Source organism: Curtobacterium sp. MCSS17_006, assembly GCF_003234215.1.
Lineage (GTDB): Bacteria > Actinomycetota > Actinomycetes > Actinomycetales > Microbacteriaceae > Curtobacterium > Curtobacterium flaccumfaciens.
In genome coordinates, this window is record NZ_QKSO01000016.1 from 15,075 (window position 1) to 39,418 (window position 24,344).

22 protein-coding genes are annotated in these 24,344 nt (G+C 71.9%); 9 read left to right on the top strand and 13 right to left on the bottom strand.

Annotated features, from left to right (window positions below; genetic code table 11):
* Positions 1-7 precede the first annotated feature (7 nt).
* Together rfbD and DEJ21_RS14630 are read left to right on the top strand one after the other, a co-directional pair.
* Complete coding sequence (rfbD, locus tag DEJ21_RS14625; protein ID WP_111225085.1) at positions 8-859, top strand: dTDP-4-dehydrorhamnose reductase; 852 nt, start codon at positions 8-10, stop codon at positions 857-859.
* Positions 860-1,049: 190 nt separating this feature from the next.
* Positions 1,050-2,192, top strand: a complete 1,143-nt coding sequence (locus DEJ21_RS14630; protein WP_111225086.1) for a glycosyltransferase family 1 protein — start codon at positions 1,050-1,052, stop codon at positions 2,190-2,192.
* Positions 2,193-2,205: 13 nt separating this feature from the next.
* Here DEJ21_RS14630 and DEJ21_RS14635 read toward each other — a convergent pair whose 3' ends face one another.
* The 6 genes from DEJ21_RS14635 to DEJ21_RS14660 form a co-directional block, all read right to left on the bottom strand.
* Positions 2,206-2,973, bottom strand: a complete 768-nt coding sequence (locus tag DEJ21_RS14635) for a family 16 glycosylhydrolase (protein WP_111029466.1) — start codon at positions 2,971-2,973, stop codon at positions 2,206-2,208.
* Between the two features lie 237 nt (positions 2,974-3,210).
* Entirely contained in the window at positions 3,211-3,483 is a 273-nt protein-coding gene (locus DEJ21_RS18360; RefSeq protein ID WP_181435917.1) for a hypothetical protein, read from the bottom strand.
* 40 nt (positions 3,484-3,523) lie between these two features.
* The gene (purE, locus tag DEJ21_RS14645; RefSeq protein ID WP_206647624.1) at positions 3,524-4,036 is read right to left on the bottom strand and encodes a 5-(carboxyamino)imidazole ribonucleotide mutase; all 513 of its coding nucleotides are present in this window, start codon (positions 4,034-4,036) and stop codon (positions 3,524-3,526) included.
* Positions 4,037-4,045: 9 nt separating this feature from the next.
* On the bottom strand, positions 4,046-5,143 hold the full coding sequence (locus tag DEJ21_RS14650) for a glycosyltransferase (protein WP_111225088.1): 1,098 nt from the start codon (positions 5,141-5,143) through the stop codon (positions 4,046-4,048).
* 178 nt (positions 5,144-5,321) lie between these two features.
* On the bottom strand, positions 5,322-6,977 hold the full coding sequence (locus tag DEJ21_RS14655; RefSeq protein ID WP_111225089.1) for a glycoside hydrolase family 6 protein: 1,656 nt from the start codon (positions 6,975-6,977) through the stop codon (positions 5,322-5,324).
* A gap of 222 nt (positions 6,978-7,199) precedes the next feature.
* Positions 7,200-8,336, bottom strand: coding sequence for a 5-(carboxyamino)imidazole ribonucleotide synthase (locus DEJ21_RS14660; protein WP_111022330.1), 1,137 nt, complete (start codon positions 8,334-8,336; stop codon positions 7,200-7,202).
* A gap of 113 nt (positions 8,337-8,449) precedes the next feature.
* On the opposite strand from DEJ21_RS14660, the gene DEJ21_RS14665 reads away from it, so the two are divergent.
* Together DEJ21_RS14665 and DEJ21_RS14670 are read left to right on the top strand one after the other, a co-directional pair.
* Positions 8,450-8,938 carry a GtrA family protein gene (locus DEJ21_RS14665; protein WP_111225090.1) on the top strand — a complete coding sequence of 163 codons (489 nt, stop codon included), beginning with the start codon at positions 8,450-8,452 and terminating at the stop codon, positions 8,936-8,938.
* 15 nt (positions 8,939-8,953) lie between these two features.
* Positions 8,954-10,510: a DUF2142 domain-containing protein gene (locus DEJ21_RS14670; RefSeq protein ID WP_111225091.1), complete on the top strand. Its 1,557-nt coding sequence runs from the start codon at positions 8,954-8,956 to the stop codon at positions 10,508-10,510.
* A 293-nt stretch (positions 10,511-10,803) separates the two neighbouring features.
* Here the strand turns inward: DEJ21_RS14670 and DEJ21_RS14675 are convergent, their stop codons facing one another.
* Together DEJ21_RS14675 and DEJ21_RS14680 are read right to left on the bottom strand one after the other, a co-directional pair.
* Positions 10,804-11,835, bottom strand: a complete 1,032-nt coding sequence (locus DEJ21_RS14675; protein WP_111029461.1) for a lysylphosphatidylglycerol synthase domain-containing protein — start codon at positions 11,833-11,835, stop codon at positions 10,804-10,806.
* A gap of 110 nt (positions 11,836-11,945) precedes the next feature.
* Complete coding sequence (locus tag DEJ21_RS14680) at positions 11,946-13,817, bottom strand: glycosyltransferase family 39 protein (protein WP_111233383.1); 1,872 nt, start codon at positions 13,815-13,817, stop codon at positions 11,946-11,948.
* A gap of 106 nt (positions 13,818-13,923) precedes the next feature.
* Here DEJ21_RS14680 and DEJ21_RS14685 point away from each other — a divergent pair, with 106 nt between their 5' ends.
* Together DEJ21_RS14685 and DEJ21_RS14690 are read left to right on the top strand one after the other, a co-directional pair.
* Positions 13,924-15,201 carry an acyltransferase gene (locus DEJ21_RS14685; protein WP_181435918.1) on the top strand — a complete coding sequence of 426 codons (1,278 nt, stop codon included), beginning with the start codon at positions 13,924-13,926 and terminating at the stop codon, positions 15,199-15,201.
* A gap of 136 nt (positions 15,202-15,337) precedes the next feature.
* Complete coding sequence (locus DEJ21_RS14690; RefSeq protein WP_111225093.1) at positions 15,338-16,288, top strand: GH25 family lysozyme; 951 nt, start codon at positions 15,338-15,340, stop codon at positions 16,286-16,288.
* 6 nt (positions 16,289-16,294) lie between these two features.
* Here DEJ21_RS14690 and DEJ21_RS14695 read toward each other — a convergent pair whose 3' ends face one another.
* Positions 16,295-16,522 (bottom strand): hypothetical protein, encoded by a 228-nt coding sequence (locus DEJ21_RS14695; RefSeq protein WP_111225094.1) that lies wholly within the window; start codon positions 16,520-16,522, stop codon positions 16,295-16,297.
* A gap of 118 nt (positions 16,523-16,640) precedes the next feature.
* Complete coding sequence (locus tag DEJ21_RS14700) at positions 16,641-17,864, bottom strand: polysaccharide pyruvyl transferase family protein (protein ID WP_181433030.1); 1,224 nt, start codon at positions 17,862-17,864, stop codon at positions 16,641-16,643.
* A 48-nt stretch (positions 17,865-17,912) separates the two neighbouring features.
* Here DEJ21_RS14700 and DEJ21_RS14705 point away from each other — a divergent pair, with 48 nt between their 5' ends.
* On the top strand, positions 17,913-19,115 hold the full coding sequence (locus tag DEJ21_RS14705) for a glycosyltransferase (RefSeq protein WP_146247810.1): 1,203 nt from the start codon (positions 17,913-17,915) through the stop codon (positions 19,113-19,115).
* A 70-nt stretch (positions 19,116-19,185) separates the two neighbouring features.
* Here the strand turns inward: DEJ21_RS14705 and DEJ21_RS14710 are convergent, their stop codons facing one another.
* The 3 genes from DEJ21_RS14710 to DEJ21_RS14720 all read right to left on the bottom strand — a co-directional run bounded on the left by DEJ21_RS14710 (position 19,186) and on the right by DEJ21_RS14720 (position 21,917).
* Positions 19,186-20,493 carry a UDP-glucose/GDP-mannose dehydrogenase family protein gene (locus DEJ21_RS14710; protein ID WP_111225097.1) on the bottom strand — a complete coding sequence of 436 codons (1,308 nt, stop codon included), beginning with the start codon at positions 20,491-20,493 and terminating at the stop codon, positions 19,186-19,188.
* A gap of 70 nt (positions 20,494-20,563) precedes the next feature.
* Complete coding sequence (locus tag DEJ21_RS14715; RefSeq protein WP_071244247.1) at positions 20,564-21,112, bottom strand: PH domain-containing protein; 549 nt, start codon at positions 21,110-21,112, stop codon at positions 20,564-20,566.
* 4 nt (positions 21,113-21,116) lie between these two features.
* On the bottom strand, positions 21,117-21,917 hold the full coding sequence (locus tag DEJ21_RS14720) for a biotin--[acetyl-CoA-carboxylase] ligase (protein ID WP_111225098.1): 801 nt from the start codon (positions 21,915-21,917) through the stop codon (positions 21,117-21,119).
* A gap of 74 nt (positions 21,918-21,991) precedes the next feature.
* Here DEJ21_RS14720 and DEJ21_RS14725 point away from each other — a divergent pair, with 74 nt between their 5' ends.
* Positions 21,992-23,587: an acyl-CoA carboxylase subunit beta gene (locus DEJ21_RS14725; RefSeq protein ID WP_071406413.1), complete on the top strand. Its 1,596-nt coding sequence runs from the start codon at positions 21,992-21,994 to the stop codon at positions 23,585-23,587.
* The gene (locus DEJ21_RS14730; protein WP_051596908.1) at positions 23,587-23,841 is read left to right on the top strand and encodes an acyl-CoA carboxylase subunit epsilon; all 255 of its coding nucleotides are present in this window, start codon (positions 23,587-23,589) and stop codon (positions 23,839-23,841) included. The genes DEJ21_RS14725 and DEJ21_RS14730 overlap by 1 nt, the downstream gene beginning before the upstream one ends.
* Positions 23,842-24,344: the final 503 nt, after the last annotated feature.

The window sequence follows — 24,344 nt, forward strand, 5'->3', positions numbered from 1 at the left end:
GCACACCGTGACCAGGTACCTCATCACCGGCGCCGCCGGCATGCTCGGCCAGGACCTCCAGGCCGCACTCGCCGGCCGCGACGTCACCGCGCTGTCGCGGGCGGACCTCGACATCACCGACCCGGCCGCGGTGGACGCCGCCGTCGCCGGGCACGACGTCGTGATCAACTCGGCCGCCTACACGAAGGTCGACGACGCGGAAGACCACGAGGACGACGCCCACGCGGTCAACGCGACGGGGCCGAAGCTCCTGGCCGAGGCCGCGGTCCGCCACGGCGCGAAGCTCGTCACCGTGTCGACCGACTACGTCTTCGACGGCAACGGCACCGCGCCGTACGCCGAGGATGCCCCGACCGACCCGATCAACGCCTACGGCCGCACGAAGGCCGCCGGCGAGGCGGTCGTGCGCGCGATCGCCCCGGACACCTCGTACGTCGTCCGCACCGCGTGGATCTACGGCGCGCACGGGCCGAACTTCGCCGCGACGATGCTCCGGCTCGCGGGGTCGCACGACACCGTCAGCGTCGTCACCGACCAGGTCGGCCAGCCGACGTGGACGGGCGACCTCGCCGCGCGGATCGTCGAGCTCGTCGACGGGGACGCCCCCGCAGGCATCTACCACGGGACGAACGCCGGCCAGGGTTCCTGGTTCGACTTCACGCAGGCCATCTACCGCGAACTCGGGCTCGACCCGGAGCGCGTGCTGCCCACCGACAGCGCCGCCTTCGTCCGGCCGGCGCCGCGCCCGGCGTACAGCGTGCTCGGCCACGACGGCTGGTCGCGTGCCGGACTCGCGCCGATGCGCGACTGGCGCGACGCGTTGCACGCTGCGGTCGCGGCGGGTGCGCTGACGGCGTAGGCACGGCTCTCGACCGGGAGGCGCGGGTCGGGTTCCGCACACCGCGGACCCGACCCGCGCCTCCTGTCCGACCACCGACCGCGCCCAGGGGGCGCCGGGACCATCCTGGTAGTGTCGGGCAGCCGAGCGCGGGGCCGGCCCTCGGCCCCCTGACCACGGGTCCACGAACCACGACGAGGAGCACAGCACCATGACCACCCTCCACGTCATCGTCGACCAGATCGTCGCGCCCGTGCCGGGCGGCATCGGGCGCTACGCCGAGGAGCTCGCGCGACACCTCGTCGAGCACGCGCCGAGCGGCTGCGAGGTCGCGGGTGTGGTCTCCGCCGTCGGATCCGACGAGATGGCGCACCTGCGGACGCTCCTGCCCGGGCTGTCCGACCTGCAGCGGCTGCCGCTGCCGCGTCGTGAGCTGTCGCTCGCCTGGCAGGGCGGGTTCGTGGGCGGCATCGCGAAGGGCATGGTGCACGCGCCCAGCGTCCTCGCACCACTGGTCAAGCACGACCGTTTCCAGGACCCGGGCCGGCAGACCGTGGTGACCGTGCACGACGTGGTGCCGTGGACCAACCCCGAGACCCTCACACCGCGCGGCGTCCACTTCCACAAGGCGATGGTGAAGCGGGCGTGGAAGCACGCCGACGCCGTCGTGGTGCCGACCCACGCCGTGGCGGGGGCGCTGAACGAGATCCACCGGTTCGACGACCGACTCCGCGTGATCGGCGGTGCCCCGAGCGGTCGCCTCCGCCTGCCCGTCGACGCCGACCTGCGCGCCGAGCGCCTCGGCCTGCCCGACCGCTACGTGCTCGCGGTCGGCACGCTCGAGCCGCGCAAGGCCCTCGCGTCCCTGATCGAGGCGATGGCCCACCCGGACGCCCCCGCCGACGTGCCCCTCGTCATCTCCGGTCCGGACGGCTGGGGCGACGTCGACGTGTACGGCACTGCGGAGCGCGCGGGACTGTCGCGCGACCGGGTGAAGGTCCTCGGCCGCATCGACGACGCGGACCTCGCGGTGGTCTACGACCGTGCGACGGTGTTCGTGTTCCCCAGCCTCGCCGAGGGCTTCGGCCTGCCCGTGATCGAGGCGATGAGCTTCGGTACCCCGGTGATCCACTCCGACGACCCCGCCGTGGCCGAGGTCGCGTCGGACGCCGGCGTCACCGTCGCCCGGTCACCGCGGGAGTCCTACCCCACACGACTCGCACAGGCCGTCTACCAGGTCGTGAACGACCCGCAACTGTCCAGCCGGCTGGCCGTGGCGGGGCCGGACCGTGCACGCATGTACGACTGGTCCGACTCCGCCGCGGAGACCTGGCAGCTGCACGCCGACCTCTGACGGCCGGAGCACGTCAGCCCTTGTACGTGTAGGTGCTGACCCAGTCGATGTACAGGTGCCCCGCGTCGCCCCAGTCGCCCACCTGGAACATGTAGCGGTGCGCGGTCTTCGGCACGTCGTAGGTGATCGTCTTGATCACCTTGCCGTCGAGGCGGTAGCGCACGGACTTCCCGGGGATCCACTCGATCGAGTACGTGTGCCACGAGCGCCACGAGACGCCGGTGCTCAGGCTCGTCGCGTTGGCCTCCTGGCCCGCGATCATCGAGTGGTGGTGCAGCATCGGCTGCTGGTCGAAGTTGGCCTCCGGGTAGTCGATCTCCCCGTCGGCCCAACGGTCGGACGACGGCCAGAGCATGAAGGCCGCGCCGTTGCCGGCACCGCCCGTGGCCTTGGCGCGGACGATGAACTTGCCGCCCTTGTGGCCCCAGGCTCCCGTCGGCGTGCCGAAGGTGCCGGCGGCGCCGTGCTTGCCGTCGAGCTTGACGTCCATGTACCCGTTGTGCGAGCTGATCTGCGAGCCCGAGTAGTACATGCCGCCGGTCCCGTCCGGGTACGGCTGCCACGAGTTGGCGTACTTCTTGGCGAAGGCGCCCTTCGCGCTGGCCGCGGTGCTGAACTGCTCGCGGAAGGTCTGCTTGAAGTTCCCGACGTCGCCGAGCGGTGCCGAGCTGGCCGTCGCTGCGGTCCCCTGACCGAGCGGTCCGGCGACGAGTGCTGCTCCGAGGAGCACGACGGCGAGTGCGGCCCTCCTGGTGGTGCGCTTCTGCATGAGGTCGGTCACTCCCTGACGTGACTGTTCGCACCCGTTCCCGTGGGTGCCGGGCGGCCGGATCTCGGCTACCCGGCGTTCACGGTAGTTGCTGTCCACAATCTGCGCCTGGGGGTTGACACTGCAGCGCACCCCCAGTACACGGGGCTTGCGCGAGGATCAGCCGTCGGGCAAGAAGTCCTGGTCAGTGCGCGTGGCGTGGCGTCGGCATCGGTCGGATCAGCCGCGCGCCGACGTCGGGTGGTGGGGTCAGGGCCGTGCGCGACGGCGTCGAGCGACCACGGCGACCACGACGGCGGCCACCACGGCGACGACGGCCACGACCCCTGCGGCCTCGGCGACGTGGAGCGCCGCGAACCACGAGTCGAACTGCGACTTCGTCGCCACGACGTCCTGGCCCGCGCCACGGAACCACCCCGCCACGGGGTTCACCGGTCCGGCCGCGCCCGCAGCGACCACGCAGACCACCGCGGCGAGCACGGCGACAACGGAGAGGACGAGGACGGGGACGGCGCGGCGCATCCCGCTACCGTAGCGCGGCTCGGACCCCGCAGCGGCGGCCTCAGAGCGAGTCGCGGAGGCGCGCCGCCTTCTCCTCGACCAGGCGCTCGAGCCCGTCGGCGTACTCGGTCAGGCGAGCGGCGACGGCCGGCTCCGAGGAACCGATGATGCGCGCGGCCAGCAGACCGGCGTTGGCGGCACCGTTGATCGCCATCGTCGCGACCGGGATCCCCGCCGGCATCTGCACGATGGAGAGCAGCGAGTCGAGGCCGTCGAGACGCGCGAGCTGCACCGGGACACCGATCACCGGGAGCGTCGTCATCGAGGCCACCATGCCCGGCAGGTGTGCCGCGCCACCGGCCCCGGCGATGACGACCCGGATGCCACGAGCTGCGGCGCCGCGGGCGAAGCGGGTCATCTTGTCCGGGGTGCGGTGCGCCGACACGACGTCCGCCTCGAAGGGGATGCCGAGTTCGGTGAGGATGTCCGCCGCTGCCCGCATGGTCGGCCAGTCGGAGTCCGACCCCATGATGATCGAGACGAGCGGCTGTGCGGGTGCGGCGGTGTCGGTCACGCGACGAGCCTAGCTGAGCAGCACGCGTCGCCAGGTGTCGCCGTCACGGCCGATCGTGCGGTCCTCGGCGACCCAGCGGGCCGCCCCCTCGTCCGCCCGGCCACGGTCGACGGCGGTCCGGACGGCGTCCCGCCACGCCGACACGTCGTCCGGCACGGCCACGGCCCCGTGGGCCCGTGCGACGGCGTAGGACGGACGGTCGGACACCACGGCGGGCAGCCCGAGCGCGGTGTACTCGAGGAACTTCAGGTCGCTCTTCGCGCGGTTGAACTCCTCGTCACGGAGCGGTGCGACGCCCGCCCGCCAGCGCTCCCGGTGCGCCACGAGCCATCGGGAGAACGCCGGGTAGTGCCCGTCGGGGACCTCGACCCGGCGGAACCAGTCGGCACCGCCCTCGTCGGTCACCCCGATGACCTCGAGCCGGATCGGGGTGCCGTCGGCGGTGACGAGGTCGGCGAAGACGTCACGCAGGAGCTCGAGGTCGGCGGCGTGGGTGAGCGTGCCCATGTACAGCACGCGGTGCTCCCCCGCGGGCCGCTCGTCGTCGTCCGCGGTGGGGCCGGCAGTCCAGATCGTCGGGTCGAGGGCGTTCGGCACGACGACGACGTCCCGCGCCACCGGACGCACCACGTCGGCGAGTTCGGGCGTGCTCACGACGACGGTGTCGGCACCGCGCACCAGGGCGTCGATCGAGGCGAGCCGGTCGGGGTCGTACTCGGCGCGGGCCAAGCGGGCGCGTCCGGACTCGGTGAAGAAGTCGTCGTCGACCTCGGCCACGACGCGGATGCCCCGGGAGGCGGCCGCTGCCAGGAAGGGCTGCACGTCGGCACGGGAAAGGATGTCCCGCTGCACCAGGAGTGCGGCGTAGGGCGCCTGGTCGGAGCCGTCGACGAACGCCGCCGGGTCCACCTGGCGTACCTCGGCGGTGCCGCTCGCGGCCAGGTGCTCGGTGCGGCGGACGACACGGACGTGTGCCGAGGCCGGGTGGGCGCCGCCACCGCCCGCGACGACGTACCCGAGGACGGGCAGGGGCGCCGGCTGTGGTGGGGCACCTGCGACGGCGCGGCGCAGGCGTCCGACGGCCCGGCGGACGAGATCACGCGGCATGCGCCCATCCTCTCGCACTTGGCACCTGGCACCTCGCACCGTGCGAGGTCACGAACGGTGCGGGGTTCCGTGCGCGGTGCGAGCCGCAGAGCCTCCCACCGACGACGGAACCTCGCACCGCACGGCGAACACCGCACGACGGACACCGCACGGCGAACGCCGCACGGAGAAGACCCTCTCAGCGCACCGTCACCGTCCGGCACGGCGACGCCCTGCGGTCCGCTCCGCTCCCGGTGTTGTGGACGATCGCGCAGACGGTGTGCTTGCCGACCGCAGCCCGGACGGTGCCCGCGAAGCCGTGCGACCCACCGGAGCCCCAGGTCGCGTCCACGTCGGCGCGCTTCCGACCGGCGTCCAGCGACGTCACCCGCTTGCCGTCGACGGTGATCGCCACCCGGCTCGCCGAGGCCACCGCGTCGCCGTCGAACGCCCAGCCGCGCACCGCGATGCCCCGGGTCACGGCCTTGGCGGACTCCAGTTCGGCGTACGGGTCGTGCCGGTAGGCGCGGACGGTCGAGCAGCCGAGCGGGGTGTCCGATCCCGCGCCGATGTTCACCGCGGTGACGCAGACGCGGCGAGCGCCGGCCGCGGTGGGCACCACGACGTCGAAGCCGTGGGTCGCGCCGACCCCGAAGCGCGCGTCGACGTCCGGCCGGTCGAGCCCGGCGGTGGTGACGCCGGCCGAGACGCCGTCGACGGTGGCACGGACCCGCACGGGCTGCGTGGGGTCGTCCTCGTCGTAGGCCCACCCGGACACGCGGACGCCGCCGCCGGTGCCGGCGACGGCCTCGAGCGTGCCACGGGGGGTCAGGTCGGCGGCGGGCACACCCAGGCGTGCGTTCGCGACGAGGGCCTGTGCGTAGGTCGAGAACCACTTGCCGGCGGCCGGGGCCCCGTTGCAGGTGCCGTCGCTCGCGCCGGGGGTCTTCACCCACAGCAGGGCGTCGAGCGCCGTACCGTCGGACACCACCCGGGGCGAGGTGCCGAGCCCGGCCCCCGGTCCGTTGCACCAGGTCCCGCGCCAGCCCTGCCCGTTGCGCGAGGTGTCGATCACGTAGTGCGAGCCCCCGGTGGCGGCGGACACCTTCTGCGCGTACGCCTGCTCCTGGGCGGTCGGGTAGTAGTTCGCCACGTTGGTGAAGAACCCACGGGCCTGCTGCACGCCCGCGCTGTTCAGCCGCGACGCCATCAGCGCGGGCTGCACCCAGTTCGAGTTGCCGGCGTCCAGGTAGGCGGGGACCCCGGCGGCGGTCAGCCCGGCGACGGTGCGGGAGAGGATCCGGTAGCGCTGCTCGTCGAGCGCGGCGCTGCACTTGGCGTTGCTGAGCATCGCGAGCGAGTCCGGTTCGACGATGACGGCTGCGCGGTGTCCCGCCAGCGCCGCGGTGACCTGGTCGACCCAGGTGTCGTAGGACCCCTCGTCGAAGCCGCCGGCGGAGTACCCGCCGCAGTCACGGTCGGGGATCGCGTAGAGCACGAACACGGGGGTGGTGCCGGACTGTTCGGCACCGCTGAGGGCGGTGCTGATGGTCTTGGTCAGCTGCGTCCCCTGGCTCCAGTCGCCGAGCCAGGTCGCGACGGGGTACCCGGCGATGGTCTTCGCCGCAGCGGCCCCGGCCGGGTCGGTGGCGGCCAGGGCGGCCTGCGCCTTCGCGGCCTCGCTCGTCGGCGACCGGTACGGCCCGGCGCCGTAGAGCGACGCGGACGTGGCCGAGCGGATGGTCGAGGCCGAGGTCGCTGCGGACGCGGTCGCGGTCGGCAGCAGGCCGGCGACGGCTGCGACGAGGGCGATGGCTGCGCCGCAGACGGCGGCACGACGCGGACGGCGGCGCATGGGGACTCCCTGGACGGTGGGCGCGGACTGTACCAGGGGAACATGCGCTCCCGGCTCCCGCCAGCCTCCCGAGCGGGTGCCACCCGAGGGGGTGTCCGCAGAGCGGCCGACAAGTGTGTCCCACACCCGTGACGGACGGGAGGCCCGTGGCGGCGTCGCCACGGGCCTCCCGTCCGTCATCCGGTCACGTCGAGGACGCCACCCGGTGTCGCGGACACCGTCTCAGTCGTCGAAGTGCGCCGCGGCCGCGCGGGCGCGGTAGACGACGTCGTCGACGTCGTCCCCGAGCACCGTGACGTGCCCGATCTTGCGGCCGGGCCGGGGGGCCTTGCCGTAGAAGTGGTACTTCGCCTCGGGGAAGGCCTCGAGCGCTGCGGGGTACCGGGCGGCGAGGTCGCCGTCCGCGGGTCCGCCGAGCACGTTGACCATGACGGACGCGGGGGCGAACGAGCCGGTGGCCCCGAGCGGCAGGTCGAGGACGGCGCGCAGGTGCTGTTCGAACTGGCTCGTGGTGGCGCCGTCGATGGTCCAGTGCCCGGTGTTGTGCGGACGCATCGCGAGCTCGTTGATGAGGATGCGCTCGTCGTCGGTCTGGAAGAGCTCGACCGCCAGCACACCGGTCACACCGAGTTCCTCAGCGATGCGCACGGCGATCGACTCGGTCAGGTCGGCGATCCGGCCGGCGCTGTCCGGGGCCGGTGCGATGACCTCGGCGCAGACCCCGTCGCGCTGCACGGTCTCGACGAGCGGCCAGGCGACGACCTGCCCGGAGGGACGGCGTGCCACGGACTGCGCGAGCTCACGGGTGAAGGGGACGAGCTCCTCGACCAGGAGGGCCTGGTCACCGCCGGCCTCGGCCACGGCGATGAACCAGTCGTCGACGTCGGACGCGTCGGAGACGACCCGGACGCCCTTGCCGTCGTACCCGCCCCGCGGCGTCTTGACGACGGCACGGCCACCGTGGTCCGCCAGGAACGCTCGGAGGTCGTCGGGCCCCTGCACGGCGGCCCAGTCGGGCACCGGCAGCCCGAGTTCGCTCAGCCGGCGACGCATGGTGATCTTGTCCTGGGCGACGGCCAGCGCGTCCGGTCCGGGGTGGACCGACACGCCCGCGTCGACCAGGCTGCGCAGGACGTCCTGCGGCACGTGCTCGTGGTCGAAGGTCACGACGTCGACCTGTCGGGCGAACTCGAGCACCGTGGCGGCGTCGTGGTAATCGCCCTCGGCGGTGGCAGCGATCGCGGCGGACATGCCCGGCCCCTCGGCGAGCACCCGGATGTCGATCCCCAGTTCGACCGCGGCCGGCACCATCATCCGTGCCAGCTGTCCCCCACCGATGACCCCGACGCGCAACGCCATGCTGTGTGATCCTTCCGGCGCTCCCACCGTGCGGTGGGAACGCGTTGTCTACAATCGCTGTTCGGGTCGCGCTCTGCACGACCGGTCACAACTCTACGGATCCTGGAGGGCTCGTGCGGCGCCTCATCGCCCAGCTGGCACGCTTCGGCGTCGTCGGTGCCGTCGGCTTCGTCGTGGACACCACGGTGTTCAACGTGCTGCGCATCACCGTCCTGAACCCCGAGGACGTCCACTCGGGGCCGTTCTGGGCGAAGGTCATCTCCACCGTCGTGGCGATCTTCGTGAACTGGATGGGCAACCGGTACTGGACGTTCCGCGAGCAGCGTCGCGCCGTGGCCACCCGCGAGGGCATCGAGTTCGTCGTCGTGTCGCTCGGCGGCATGGTCATCGCGCTCGCCTGCCTCGGGGTGTCGCACTACGCGATGGGGCTCACCTCGGTGCTGGCCGACAACGTCGCGAACATCATCGGGCTCGTGCTCGGCACGGTCTTCCGGTTCTGGCTCTACAAGGTCTGGGTCTACCACCCCGAGCGCACGGCCACGCAGCCGGCCGCCGCGGACGAGTCGGTGTCCGACGGCCCGCGGGTCCCCCACGACGCCTGACCTAGGATCGGTGGGGTGACGGCCGAGACGACCACCACCCCCGCCCCACCCCGCACCGCGCGCTGGGAACGTGTCGCGATCGCGGTGATCACGGCGACCTTCGGACTCTGGCTGGTGGCGTGGGCGTTGCTTGTCCCGGTGTTCGAGGCCCCCGACGAGACCGCGCACATCGACGCCGCCGTGCACGTCGCCCTCGGGGACGCCTGGGCGGCCCCCGGCGAGCTGCACGTCACCAACGCCGTGCAGGCCGCGAAGGTCGAGCAGGCGACGAAGCCGTCCGACGAGTGGTCGACGGTGAGCGAGCTGCTGCAGAACGCACCAGGGCCCTCGGCGACGGTCAACCAGATGACCCAGCACCCTCCGACCGCCTACCTGGCCGGAGCCGCCGTGCTCCGGGCCGTCGACTTCGGCGAGCTCCGCTGGGACCACGCGTTCATCGCCCTCCGCCTGGCCGACGTGCTGGCCGTCACCGCACTCCCCCTGCTCGCCTGGGCGTCGGTGCGCCGGGTGACCCGCAGCCCCCGCGCCGCGTTGATCGGGGCCCTCGCCGTGTTCGCGACGCCCGAGCTCGCGTCCATCGGCTCGTCGTTCTCGAACGACGCCCCGGTGCTGCTCGTCGCCGGGATCGTCGTCTGGCTCGCCACCCGTCTGCTCACCGGCGACACCCGATGGCGCACCACGATCGCACTGGCGGTGGTCCTCGGGGCCCTGGTCTGGATCAAGGGCACCGGGTTGCCGGCGGTGCCGTTCGTCGCGGTGGTGGTGCTGTTCGCCGGTGCAGGGGTGCTGTCCCTGCGGCAACGGATCGTCCGCACGGTCGTCACGATGGCGGTCTCCGGCGGCATCGGTGCCTGGTGGTGGCTGCACAACCTCGTGTCGTACGGCCGGATCCAGCCGAACGGCTACACGGCGATGCGGCCCCCGAAGGACTTCCCGCCGGGCGAGAGCCCCACGCTCGGACACTTCCTCGACGTCAGCTGGGGCACCCTGTCGCGCACGTTCTGGGGCAGTTTCGGCGGTCGCGCCCAGGTGACCATCGGCGACCTGCTCACCGCCGTCCTGACCCTCGTCGCCCTCGTGGTGCTGGTCGGCTGGGCGTTCCGCCGGGGCCCGGACCTGCGGGTGGCCCTGTGCCTCGCGGTGTTCCCGGCGCTCCTGATCGGCATCCAGAACCGCACGAGCGCGCACTCGTACCTCACCACCACCGAGGTCGCCGCCACCCAGGGCCGGTACTACTTCCCCGCGATCGTCTGCCTGATCGTGCTGAGCGCGCTCGCGTGGCGACGACTGGTGCCAGCCGGCCGGGCACGCACCTGGGCCGCGGTGGCGCTGGCCGTCGTGCTGCCCGCGGTGGGCGTGTACGGCTTCGCGGTGGCGTCGGCCTGGTTCTGGAACGCGGCGCTGTTCCCGGTGACGGGCCGCGGGCTGCTGCGGTACTCCGAGATCGGGCCGGTGCCACCCGCGGTGCTCGTCGTCGTCGTGGCCCTGGTCGCGGTGGGGCTCGTCGCGTCGGTCCTGCAGGTCGCGCGCGCCGACCGTCGCGCCCTGTCGACGACGGTTCCCGTCCGCTGACACGCCCGGCCGCGGAGTGCCGCGGTGGCACGACGTGCCGCAGGCGCGGCCCCGAGGGGTCGCGAACGGTCGGCAGGCGCGGCCGCAGCCGACACTTCGTGACCCCTCGGCGGACGGCGCGCGGCGTGCGGTGGGCGCACCCACGAGACGGACGGGAGGCCCGGTGCCAGCTGGCACCGGGCCTCCCGTCCGTCATCACGCGCGACCGGTGCCCCACTCCGTGAGCAGGAATGGTCGGGTCCGTCATCCGGACCCGACCATTGCTGCTCACGAAACGCCGCGCGCGACGCGCGTCAGGCGGCGGGGACGCCGCCCTCGACCGCGGAGGGGTCGTCGGTCGGGCGGTTGCGCCGGAACCACGTGGGGGCCGCAGCGCAGAGCAGGAAGAGTCCGTCGACCGCCAGGCTCCAGACACGGGTGACGACGACCACGACCAGTGCGATGGGCGCCGGCATGACGAGCGCCAGCAGGAGGGCCTGCACGCCCTCGCGGACGCCGAGCCCGCCGGGGGCGAAGACGGCCAGCATGCTGATCGCCGAGGCCATGCTCGCGGCACCGATCACGAAGGCCGCGTCGGTGAGCTTCAGCGACGGGTACACGCCGAGGGTGATGAAGTAGTACGCCGTGCCGGACAGCACCGCACCCGCGACGTAGAGCCCGGCTCCACCGAGGACCGTGCCGAGGTTCGGACGGACGTCGGCCTCGAGCGGCTTGCGCCGCAGGATCTTCAGCGCGATCCCGATCAGGAACACGAACACGCGCGGGATCAGGCAGACGACGCAGCCGACGAACGCCGCGATCATCAGGACGATGAGCCACGGGTCGAGGTTGTGCGTCCGCGGGTCGATGAGCAGCAGCACGAGCGCCAGGGCCAGGGTCGCGGCGATCTGCAGGGCGCCCTCGAGCAACCCGCTCACACCGAGCCGGGCCTTCGAGACGCCGTGCTTCGAGGCGAAGTAGACCTTGCCGATGATCCAGGTCGCGGCACCGGGGATGTAGCGGCCCATCCAGGACTTCGCGTACACGTACGTCAGGGTGACACCGCTGCCCTTGAGCCCGGTCGCGCCGAGCCGTCGCAGCAGGTAGAACCAGATGCCGACGCCCCAGTACCGGAAGCCGAGGCTGATCACCGTCGCGAGGATCACCCACGACCACTGCCAGTCGAGCCCGGCGAGCTGTCCCCAGTCGACGCTCCGGACGTACAGCACGAGGAACACCGCGAGCAGGACGTAGAAGGCGATGGGGATCGCCTTGCCGAGGAACCGTCGTCGCTTCGACGGACGCTTCCCCTCGGGCGCGGGGGTGTCGCTGGTGCTTGCGGACAAACGGGTCTCCTGCTCAGGTCACGGGCTCAGGTCATGGTAGACGCTGGGGCGGGCCGCTCCCTGCGGTGCTGCCGCAGGAAGCGGGTGCCGGGGACGTCACCGGTCGAGCGTCACCGGGCGAGCTTGACGATCTGCACGCGGCAGGGGATCTCCGGGTCGGTGGAGCGGTCGGCGCTGCACGAGATCGTCGCGTTGTACGTGCCGACCAGCTTGCCGGCCACCGAGTAGTCACGGGCCGGGGCGGTCGCCGGGTCGAACTGCACGAAGTACTGCACGCCCTCGTCGATGAACAGGTTGCGCATCGCGTCCGAGTGGTACGTGTAGCCCTGACCTGAGCGACCGTACACACGCGTGTCGGTCAGGAACGCGAGCGAGGAGAGCGAGCGGTAGTTCGAGCCGATGACGGTGGCGTCCTCGGGCAGCGCGCCGCTCGCCCGGATCTGGTCGGCGAGCCGGACGATCTCCGGCACGTCCGTCGGCCCGAACACCCGCAGCGCCTCGGTGCGGTTGACCGACGGGTAGAACGGCGCCGGGGACCCGAACCAGTTCTGCGTGTACGAGGCGATCGGCACGACCGCGATCGCGACGCACGCCACGATCGTCCGGACCACACCCCGACGGCGCACCAGCCGCCAGACGGCCGGCAGCATGAGCGCCCCGATCATCGCCGTCAGGTAGAACAGCGGCCAGTAGTACCGGGCGTTGCCGCCGCCGCTCGACGACGACGTGATCATGCCGTAGCCGACGAAGTACACCAGGGTCGTCGCCGCGACGATGCAGGTGAACGCGTAGCGGCGGAACCGCACGACACCGATGACGAGGGCGGCCGCGAAGAGCAGGGCGATGGGTGCCGCGAACGGGGCGAAGGTGCTGATCTTCTGCAGGTAGTACGGCAGGGCGAGCATGCGCTCGTGCAGGTAGTACCCGGCGCGGGCCGCGATGCCCGACTCCTTCGTGACCTTCGGCGCGGTGTCCTCGGTGGTCGACTGCGTGGGCGGCGGCACCACGGCGGGGTCCGGGTTGTCCATCGGACCCTGCTTGTAGACCGACGGGGTGAAGTCCTCGTTGGGCGAGAAGGCGTGGTCGTTGGGCGGGACCGGCAGGAACGGCCAGTCCGTCGCGCGGCCGCCGTCGTCGAACTTCGAACCGATGTTGACCGACAGCGACGACCCGAGCGTCACCGTGCCGTACTTGAGGGTCAGTGCGCCGACCCACGGGGCGATGACGACGGCGAACACGACGATCGTGGCGACCGGGGCCGTCCACCAGTGCCGGACGGGCTCGCGGCGGCGACGGGCGGACCAGACGCGCAGCAGCAGCCAGAGGATCACCGCACCGACGGCCACGGGCAGCAGGAAGAGCTTGGTGAAGTACCCGAGCGCGGCCACGACGCCGAGCACCGCGCCGGAGGCGACCCGCGCACGCGTCGAACCGTGCAGCGCCTGGTCGGCCCAGCGGAGCGCCCAGAGGAACCCGACGATCCACGCGACGACGAGCAGGTCCGGGGTCTGCACCGACACGGCGCTCATCAGGGCGGGGATCGCGGTGACCATGAAGAGCACGGCGGGGACGATGCGGTGGTTCTGCGACCAGACCAGCCACCCGCCGATGCCGAGCACGACGGCCACGGCGAAGCAGTTCACGATCGCGAAGGCCGTCTGCATGCCGAGCCCGAGGGCGATGAACGGCGCCATCATCCACGAGACCAGCGGCGACCAGTACGCGTTGATCGCGTCGGGCAGCCAGCCGTTCGCGTACTCGCGCGCGATGCCCATGTAGGAGATGCCGTCGACGTTCGTCACGCCGAGGCGGTTGTGGTACGCCACGGCGGCGCTCAGGGCGACCCCGATCACCACGAGGACGCCCAGGATCAGGGGTGCGACGACGTGCCGGTACCGTCGCGCACCCGCCCCCGAACGCCGTCGTGCGGGCTCGTGGGTGCTCTGCGGTGCTGCGGTCGTCGTCACGGTCACGTGCTTCATCATGACATCCGTTCGCTTGTCGGACCGCACCGAGGCGGATCGCGAGCCCCGCTCGGCGTGTGGGAGACTGCCGGGGACCCCGCTCCGACCACCTCGAGGACGTTCGTTGGCCACCGAAACCCGCGCAGCCGAATCCGCAGCCGAACCGACGGCGGCCGCTCCCCGCGCAGGGGGCCGGCTCGAGTTCCCGTACCTGGACGGGCTCCGTGGTCTCGCCGCCCTGGCCGTGGTGTTCTACCACGCGTACCTCTTCACCGGGACGACCGGCACCGGGCCGACCGAACTGCCGTGGCTCCGACCGTTCATCGGGTGGGGCTACCTCGGCGTCCCGCTGTTCATCGTCCTGTCCGGCTACGTCCTGATGCTGCCCGTGGTGACGCGGTTCGACCGCTACCGGTTGCCCGGTGGCTTCTGGAAGTTCATCTGGCGCCGTGCCCGACGGATCATCCCGCCGTACTGGGCGTCGCTCGTCGTCTTCGCGCTCATCATCCTGTTCGTCCCGGTGATGGGGCAGCCCGGCGGCACCCAGTGGGACACGAAGCTGCCGATGGGCTGGGGCACGTTCCTCACGCACTTCTTCCTGGTGCACGACTTCTTCCCGCAGTACATCGGCAAGATCAACGGCCCGATGTGGACGGTCGCCGTCGAGTGGCAGATCTACTTCCTCATGCCGCTGCTGATCCTGCCGCTCTGGAAGGTCTTCGGCGGGTGGGCGACCGCGTCCTCGCTGGTCCTCATCGGCATGTGGATGGGCTCCGAGAGCCGCTACTCGTGGATGCACCCGTGGTTCGTCGGCCTCTTCGCGGTCGGCATGCTCGCCGCCGAGCTCACCGTCAAGGCCCGTGACGAGCACCTGACCGGCAAGCTGAACACCTCGAAGCTCGGCGGGCCGCGGTGGCAGAGCGGCACGTTCGTGGCCGCGATGTTCGTGGGCATGCTCCTCGTCTTCTTCCGCAATCGCGACTACTGGCAGCACCAGACCTGGCCGTCCGAGGTTGTCCTCGGCATCTTCGCCGGCATCCTGCTGACCTGGATGGGCCGCAAGGCGGTCACCGGGCAGCACACCTGGCTCGCACGGTTCTTCGCGTGGAAGCCCTTCGTGCTCGCCGGCCTCGTGTCGTACACGGTCTACCTCTTCCACAGCCCGTTGCTCGGACTCGGCAACCTGCTGCTCCTGCCGATGGGCCTGTACCCGAAGTGGCAGTTCCTGATGATGGTCTTCGTGGTGATCCCGATCACCCTGGCGATCTGCGTCGGGATGTGGTGGCTCGTGGAGCGCAACTTCCTGAACCGCCGGCAGAAGCACGCCACCCGCGAGGTCTCCTCGCGCGGGCGCCTGCCCGAGGTCGAGACGGACGACGAGGGCACCCGCACCGCCCGCTAGCCCCGACAGCCGACACTGCATCCGACGCTGCCCCTGTGCGCCTCACGGACAGGTGTCGCCGAGTCCGGGTAGCATCGCTCGGACCGCGGCGTGGGAGATCAGGCCCACGGCATCTCGACAGGGAAGACGAGACCACATGCGCGCACCCATCAGCAGGATCCTCGGGCTCGGCACCGCTGCCGCCGTCGCCGGGGTCATCACCTTCGGCAGTGGCCCGGCGGTCGGCGCGACCGCCACCGCCGCCGCAGGCACCGACACCGGTCAGCAGCTCTCCATCGCCGAGATGGACCGCACCGGCAACCACACCATGGGTGCCGGCATCGCCGCCCACGCCGGTGAGACCCACGTGACGACCTCCCCCGACGCGACCTCGGGCGGCGGCGTGAGCGCACAGTCCCTCAGCTCGTCGGCCGCTGCCGCCACCGCCGGCGGGCCACCCCCCGGCCGGGTGCAGGGCTTCGACATCAGCGCGTGGCAGCCGAGCGTCAACTTCCTGCAGGCCTACCGCAACGGCGCCCGGTTCGTGTACGTGAAGGCGACCGAGGGCACGTCGTACGTCAGCTCCACCTACAAGCAGCAGTACGCCACCGCCAAGCAGCGCAACCTGTACCGCGGCGGCTACGTCTACGCCCAGCCGAGCCAGGCGAGCGGCGCCGCGACCGCGAACTACTTCTTCGCCCACGGCGGCCAGTGGAGCAAGGACGGCAAGACGCTGCCGCCGCTGCTCGACATCGAGTACGGCAGCGCCGCCCAGGGCACCTGCTACGGCAAGTCGTGGTCGTCGATGCGCAGCTGGATCAAGGACTTCAACAGGACCGTCGTCGCCAAGACGGGTCGGTACCCCGCGATCTACACCACGACCGACTGGTGGAAGCGCTGCACGAACAACAGCAACCAGTTCTCGAAGAACCCGCTGTTCGTCGCGATCTACCCGGTGAAGAACTTCACCACCCCCGGCACCCTCGGACGCAGCTGGTCGAAGTGGACCTTCTGGCAGTGGGCGGCCAGCGGCACGCTCCCCGGCGACCAGGACGTCTACCGCAACGACATCACGTACCTGAAGCGCTTCGCGTCCCGGACGAGCTGACGCCAGTCAAGGACGTCGCAGCGACCGACGGCCCTGCCACCAGCCGACGGCGAACAGCACCGCGCCGACGAGCAGGAACGGCCCACCCGCTAAGACGAGGAACGCCGCACCGAACGGGAAGCTCCCGCCGGTCGCGGCGTACACGGTGAGGATCAGCGCCCCGGTTCCGGAGACGGCTCCGCCGATGGCGGCGGTGACGCCGCCGGCGACGGTGAGGGATCGACGCTCGGTCATGTCGTCAGCCTAGGGGCGCGCGCCCCCGGCGCTCGGCCACCACGAACGGACAGGAGGCCCGTGGCGGTGTCGCCACGGGCCTCCTGTCCGTCACGGGCGCGCGTTCGCACCCGCCGTGTCAGCGGACGTCGCGCGTCGCCTCGGCGAAGTCGGCGTCGAGGGCGGTCGCCATGCGGGCAACGCCCTGCGCGAGCTGCGCGCGGACCGCGTCGCGGTCCGCGTCGAGCGCCTCGAGCTGCGCCGTGACGTCGTCGACGAACGTGGGCTCGAGTGCGGCCTCGATCGGCTTCGAGTAGGCCTGCTGGCCCATCTGCTCGAAGAACAGCCGGCCCTTGTCGACGTAGTAGAGCACCGCGGCGGGGACCCCGGCGATGGTCGCGACGATCGCCGAGTGCAGACGGCTCGCCAGGAACAGGCGGCTGCGCGACATCAGCCCGGCGTACTCGGACGGCGAGAACTCGTCGGCCTCGACCACGTGGGTGCGGTCGGCGTGCCGCATCAGCGCGATGACCTCGCGGGCGAAGGCGGCGTCGCCCTCGGACGCCTCCATGTGCATCGGGTAGAACACGACGTCGGCGTCCCAGCGGTCGATCACACGGTCGGCGAGGTCGGCGACGGCCTGCCGGTAGGTCACGAGCTTGTCGCTGTCGACACCGGTCTGGCGGAAGCGCTTCGGCAGGAACCGGAACGGGATCCAGCCGCTGCGCTTGTAGTGGAACCAGCGACGGACGCCGAAGCCGATCGAGCCATCGAGCTGTTCGGCGGTCAGGCCGGTGGTGCGCTCGAGCCGCTCGAGCACGTCCGCGTCGGGCGGCGTGACCGTCCCGACGACCGCGGGGTCGAAGGACGACACGATCGGCGTCTTCACGCCCCAGGACAGGAGCTTCTCGCGGGACTCGTCGTCGCGCACGGCGAAGGCGCTGCAGAGGTCGACGGTGGCGCGGATCAGGCGCTTGCTGACCCCGGCGGTGGTCGGGCCGATGCCCTGGAACGCCCCGACGAGGTTCTTGTTGACCGCGCGGACGAGCAGCATCTTGCCGAACCAGTACACGAGGCCGAGCTTGTTCGTGTAGTCCTTCAGGATCTCGCCGCCACCCCAGAGCACCACGTCGGCGCCGCGAGCGGCACGGAGCAGCGCGAACAGGTCGCCGATGCCGGTGCTGTACGGGGAGACCGGCAGGAACCGGATCCCGAACCACGCGGCGTCCCGCTCGGGGTACTGGGACAGGGACACGATCTCGGCGTCCGGCCACCGACGACGGACGAGCTCGACGTTGCCGGCGAGGATCGCCCGGTCCCCGCGGTTGTGGGGCGAATCGCTATTGTGGATCAGTACGCGCACGGGGTGAGAGCCTACCGGACCGTCCCCCGCCAGCCCCGGAAAGGCACGATGTCCCGCACCACTCGCTCCGCCCGCTCCCGCCAGGACCGCCCCCGCCTGCTCGTCCTGGGCTCGACGTTCCCGGCCCGTCCGGACGACGGCGTTCCGGCGTTCGTGCTCGACCTCGCCCACCAGGAGGCCACCGAGTTCGACACCCTCGTGCTCACCCCCCGCGTGCCGGGCGGTGCCGCGAAGGAGCGCATCGGCGAGGTCGCGGTGCGCCGCTACCCGTACTTCCCGCGTCGCTTCGAGGACCTGGCCGACGGCGCGATCCTCGACAACCTCAAGGAGCGGCGCTCCCGCATCGTGCAGGTGCCCGCGCTGGTGCTCGCGCAGTACCTGGCCGTGCGGCGCGTGGTGCGCTCCGCGAGGCCCGACGTCATCCACGCGCACTGGGCGATCCCGCAGGCCCTCGTCGCGACGCTGGCCGCCCCGGGCGTGCCCGTCGTCGTCACGACGCACGGCGGGGACATCTACGCGCTCCGCGCGGCTCCCCTGGTCCGGCTCAAGCGCTGGATCTTCGGACGGTCGGCGCACGTCACCACCGTGAACTCCGAGATGCGCGAGCGCCTGACCGAGTGGGGCGTCCCCGAGTCGCGCTCGACCGTGATCCCGATGGGTGTCGATCTCGGCCCGGCCCGCGACACCCGTGCCCGCGTCGCGCCGCAGGAGCACCACGTGGTCGCCGTCGGTCGTCTGGTCGAGAAGAAGGGCTTCGGCAACCTGATCGAGGCACTCCGCGGCCTGGTCGACGACGTGCCCTGGCGGCTCACCGTCGTCGGCGACGGGCCCTACCGCGCCCAGCTCGAGCAGCAGGCGGCGGGGCTGCCGGTGACGTTCCTGGGCCAGCGGGGCCGCACCGAGGTGCTCGAGACCCTCGCGTCGGCCACCGTCGTCGCGGTGCCGTCGATCCCCGCGGCGAACGGCGACCAGGAGGGCCTGCCGGTCACCCTGCTCGAGGCCGCGGCGGTCGGGGCCGCGATCGTGGCGAGCGACCTGCCGGGCATCCGGGACGTCGTGCAGGACGACGTGTCCGGCGTGCTCGTGCCCCCGGGCGACGTCCCGGCGCTCCGCGCAGCACTGCAGCGCGTCCTCACCGACGACGCAGCACGCTCGCGATACCAGGAGCAGGCCGTCGTCTCGGCGGCGGAGTTCTCCACCGAACGGATCGGCGAGCGCTACCGGGCGGTGCTGCGCGCAGCCATCGGCTGACGACGCGGCGAACACACCGGAGGCCCGGTGCCGGTCCCACGGACCGGCACCGGGCCTCCTGTCGGTCGCGCTAGCGCCCCATGCCGCGGTACGTGAAGCCGGCTGCGGTCCACGCGTCACGATCGAGACAGTTGCGACCGTCGATGACGACCGGCGACGCCACGAGTGCGGCGGCGGCGGTGGCGTCGAGCTCCCGGAACTCGGTCCACTCGGTCAGCACGAGCACGAGTTCCGCCCCGCCCAGCGCCTCGGCCGCGCTCTCGACGTAGTCGAGCTCGGGGTGGACGCGGCGCGCGGTGACGACGGCCTCGGGGTCGTACGCCGAGACCACGGCGCCGAGTTCCTGCAGGCGGGCTGCGATGTCCAGGGCCGGCGAGTCGCGCACGTCGTCGGAGTTCGGCTTGAAGGCCAGGCCGAGCACCGCGACGCGCTTGCCGCTGACGACCCCGCCGAGCAGCTCCTGCGCCAGCTCGACGACGTGGGCGCGACGGCGCAGGTTCGTGGCGTCGACGTCGGCCAGGAACGCCAGGGACTCCCCGACGCCCAGCTCGTTCGCCCGCGCCTGGAACGCACGGATGTCCTTCGGCAGGCACCCGCCACCGAAGCCGAGACCGGCATTCAGGAACTTGCGGCCGATGCGGGCGTCGTGGCCGATCGCGTCGGCGAGCGCCGTGACGTCGGCACCGGCGACCTCGGCGATCTCGGCCATCGAGTTGATGAACGAGATCTTCGTGGCGAGGAACGCGTTCGCGCTGATCTTGACGAGCTCGGCGGTGGGCAGGTTGACGACGAGTCGGGGCGTGCCGGTGGACAGCGCCTCGGCGTAGACCTCGTCGAGGGCGACGACGGCCTGTTCGCCGGCCTCGCCGTCCGGCACGCCGTAGACGAAGCGGTCCGGCGCGATGGTGTCCTGCACGGCGAAGCCCTCACGCAGGAACTCGGGGTTCCAGACGAGCGTGGCACCGGGGACGGCCTCGCTGACCTCGGCGGCCAGACGTGCGGCCGTGCCGACGGGCACGGTCGACTTGCCGACGACGAACTCGCCGGCGGACAGGTGCGGGGTGAGCGCGGCGACGGCGGCGTTGACGTAGGTCAGGTCCGCGGCACCGGTGGGACCCTGCGGGGTGCCGACGGCGAGGAAGTGCACGCGGGCACCGGCGACCTCGGCCATGTCGGTGGTGAAGCGGATCCGACCGGACTCGAGGGCCTCGGTCAGGATCTCGGGCAAGCCGGGCTCGAAGAAGGGGGCCTCGCCCGCGGCGAGCCGCTCGATCTTGGTGGGGTCGACGTCCACGGCGACGACCTCGTGTCCGAGTTTGGCCATGGAGGCGGCGTGCACGGCACCGAGGTAGCCGCAGCCGATCACAGAGATACGCACGTCGAAGAAGGTACCGGTTTCTCGCCGAAGTCTCATCACGGCGCCCGCGGCGACGCTCACAGCGGCCGGGTCAGGCCCGCACGTCGCCCCACGGCGGACGGTCCGGACCGCCGACGATCTCGTCCCAGTCCGGCTCACGGTGCCGGCGCCTGGCCTCGTACGCCTCCACCAGGTCGTGCAGGACGGCGACGACGAGGTCGGCGTGCGGCACGTCGGCGAGGACCACGGCGGGGTCGTCCCCGGGGAACACGAGCACGTCGCCGGAGCGGAACAGCCCCTGCAGCCCGCGGCGCCGTACGGTCACGTCGTAGCCGCGGGAGTGCAGGAGTTCCCGTCGGGTCCGCGTGCCGAGTCCGTTGACCACGACCAGGCGACGCGTGGTGACGACGTACCGCTCCGACATCCAGCGGAACAGCGGGACGGCGCCGCCGAACACGACGAGCACCACGACGACGAGCGCGACGACGGCGTTCAGCCACGCCAGCTGCGCCTGGAACACGCCGAAGCCGAACCCGCCGGCCGCGGTGACGAGCACGACGAACACCGCCGGGCGCACCAGCCGACGGGCGTGTGGTCGCAGGCGTGCGACGACACGTTCGGGCGGGGGCTCGGCGGTCATGCCGTCATGCATACCGCAGGTGGGTGACGTCCCCCACCGCGACGCCCCTGGTGCCGCCCGCCTGGTCCCGGATCGTGATGCGACCGGCGTCGTCGATGCCGGTCGCGTCGGCCTCCTCGACGGTGCCGTCCGGCAGTTCGAGGCGGATGCGGCGACCGATCGTGCCGCACGCGGCGCGGACGTGGGACCGGACCGTCTCGGCGGCGGGACCACCCGTGACCAGGCCGGCCACCGCCTCCAGGACGGACCGCAGGAAGGCGGACAGGACCGCGTCGGCCAGGGCGGGTGCGTCGTCGACCGCGCCGGCGAGCAGGAGCGAGGTGGACGTCGGGGTGGGCAGCCGGTCCGCCGGGATCGTCAGGTTCACGCCAGCGCCGACCACGACGCTGCCGTCGGCGGCGACCTGGCAGAGGATCCCGCACACCTTGTCCCCGGCGACCTGCACGTCGTTCGGCCACTTCACGACGACGTCCGCGCCGGCGGGGAGCACCGACGCGATCGCGTCGCGCATCGCCGCCCCGGCGACCAGCGGCAACCAGCCGCGGTCGTGGTCGTCCAGGTCCGCACGGACGAGCAAACTGGCGGCGAGCGTCTCACCGGCCGGAGCGGTCCAGGTGCGGTCGAGCCGGCCCCGACCCGCGGTCTGGTGCAGGGTCGCGACGACGCTGCCGTGCTGCCGCTCGGGGGCGGCGGCGAGCAGGTCCGCGTTGGTGGACCCGGTCTCGGCGGGGACGGTGATCGTCGCGCCCGCCGCCCGGACAGCCGCGCTGGTGGCGGGGAACGACGGCGACGGGGATGTGGACATGCACGCAAATGTACGGGCAGGAACCGTGGGGGTCCTCCAACCGGCAGCGTGGCACCCGCCGGTAGGGTGAGCGGGTGACTTCAGGAGACACCCCCGATCTGTCGACGACGGCCGGCCGACTGGCCGACCTCCGCGACCGGTACCACGAGGCCGTGACCGCCGCGGGCGAATCCGCCATCGCCAAGCAGCACGCGAAGGGCAAGGGCACCGCGCGCGAACGCATCGAGCAGCTGCTCGACGAGAACTCCTTCGTGGAGTTCGACGAGTTCGTGCGGCACCGCACCACGTCGTTCGGCATGGACGCCAAGCGCCCCTACGGCGACGCGGTCGTCACCGGCGTCGGCACGATCCACGGCCGCAACGTCGCCGTCTACGCGCAGGACTTCACGGTCTTCGGCGGGTCGCTCGGCGAGGTCGCCGGCGAGAAGATCATCAAGGTCATGCAGCACGCGCTCAAGACGGGCGTGCCGATCATCGGCATCCTCGACTCCGGCGGCGCCCGCATCCAGGAAGGCGTCGTCGCGCTCGGCAAGTACGGCGAGATCTTCCGCCTGAACACCCAGGCCTCCGGCGTCATCCCGCAGCTGTCGATCGTGATGGGTCCGGCGGCCGGCGGTGCGGTGTACTCCCCCGCCCTCACCGACTTCGTCATCATGGTCGACAAGACCAGCCACATGTTCGTCACCGGCCCCGACGTCATCAAGACCGTCACGGGCGAGGACGTCGGCTTCGAGGAGCTCGGCGGCGCCCAGACGCACAACGCGGTCTCCGGCGTGGCCCACTACCTGGCCGAGGACGAGACCGACGCGCTCGACTACGCGCGCTCGCTCATCGGGTTCCTGCCGGACAACAACCTGTCCGACCCGCCGGCCTACGACGTCGCCCCGGAGCTCGAGACCACCGACGCCGACCACGAGCTCGACCTCGTGATCCCGGACTCGACGAACCAGCCGTACGACGTCACCACGATCATCGAGCACATCGTCGACGACGGTGAGTTCCTCGAGGTCCAGCCGCTCTTCGCGCCGAACATCCTGATCGGCTTCGGCCGGGTCGAGGGCCGCACGGTCGGCATCATCGCGAACCAGCCGCAGGCGATGGCCGGCACGCTGAACATCGACGCCGGCGAGAAGGCCGCCCGCTTCGTGCGGTTCTGCGACGCGTTCGGCATCCCGATCCTGACCCTGGTGGACGTGCCCGGCTACCTGCCCGGCACCGACCAGGAGTGGACCGGCGTCATCCGCCGCGGCGCGAAGCTGCTGTACGCCTACGCCGAGGCCACCGTCCCGCTCGTCACCGTCATCACCCGCAAGGCCTACGGCGGCGCGTACATCGTGATGGGCTCGAAGCAGCTCGGCGCCGACATCAACCTGGCGTGGCCGACCGCCGAGATCGCCGTCATGGGCGGCCAGGGTGCCGTCAACATCCTGTACCGCGCCGAGATCAAGCGCGCCGAGGAGTCCGGCGAGGACGTCGCCGCGGTCCGCACGAAGCTCGCGAACGAGTACACGTACAACGTCGCGTCGCCGTACCTGGCGGCCGAGCGCGGTGAGCTCGACGGCATCATCCAGCCGCACGCCACGCGCGTGTCGGTGATCAAGGCCCTCCGGTCGCTGCGGGGCAAGCGCGCCACGCTGCCCCCGAAGAAGCACGGGAACATCCCCCTCTGATGGGTCGCCACGCAGCAGCCGTGCCCTCGGACGAACCCGCCTCGGTGGCGGACGTCCGGGTGGTCTCGGGCGACCCCACACCCGAGGAACTCGCAGCCGTCGTGGCCGTCCTACAGCGCCAGGCCGACGAGGCCGCTGCCGCCGGACGTGCCGCCGTGGTCGTCGAGCCCCGCACCGGGTGGGACGCCGCGGCCCGCGGACTCCGACGCCCGCTCGACCACGGACCGGGCGCCTGGGGCCGATCGCTCCGCTGATGTACCCCTGGTGCGCTGGCGACCGGAACGGTTGCAGGGCGCACTTCCCGGTCGGTATCCCCTCACTCGGGGGACACGATCAGCGGAAACGGACCGGAAATGCCGGAATTGTCCCCCATAATGACGACTGACATGCAGCTCGTGCGTGGGCATAGTAGGTGGTGTTCGGTGTCCTTCAACGAAAGACATCGCAGGACGGTGGCCGACTAGGGTACGAAGCCACCGCCCGCTGCGAGGCAGGGCGACATTCGGGTTGTCGCTCAGCCTCGGGTCGTGAACGGGCCGGTCGGTATCCGACCGGCCCGTTCCCCGTTTCCGGGGCGTTCAGCGCGTGCGGGCGGGCGTCGGTGCAGCTCGCGGGGCGGTACCGAGGCCGATGCGGAACGACACCGTCGACGTCGTACGACAGCGACATGGTCACTTCCGTGCGCGCGCCAGCCCGGCGCACCCACGTGACGGCCGGGAGGCCCGTGGCGGGGCCGCCACGGGCCTCCCGGCTGTCC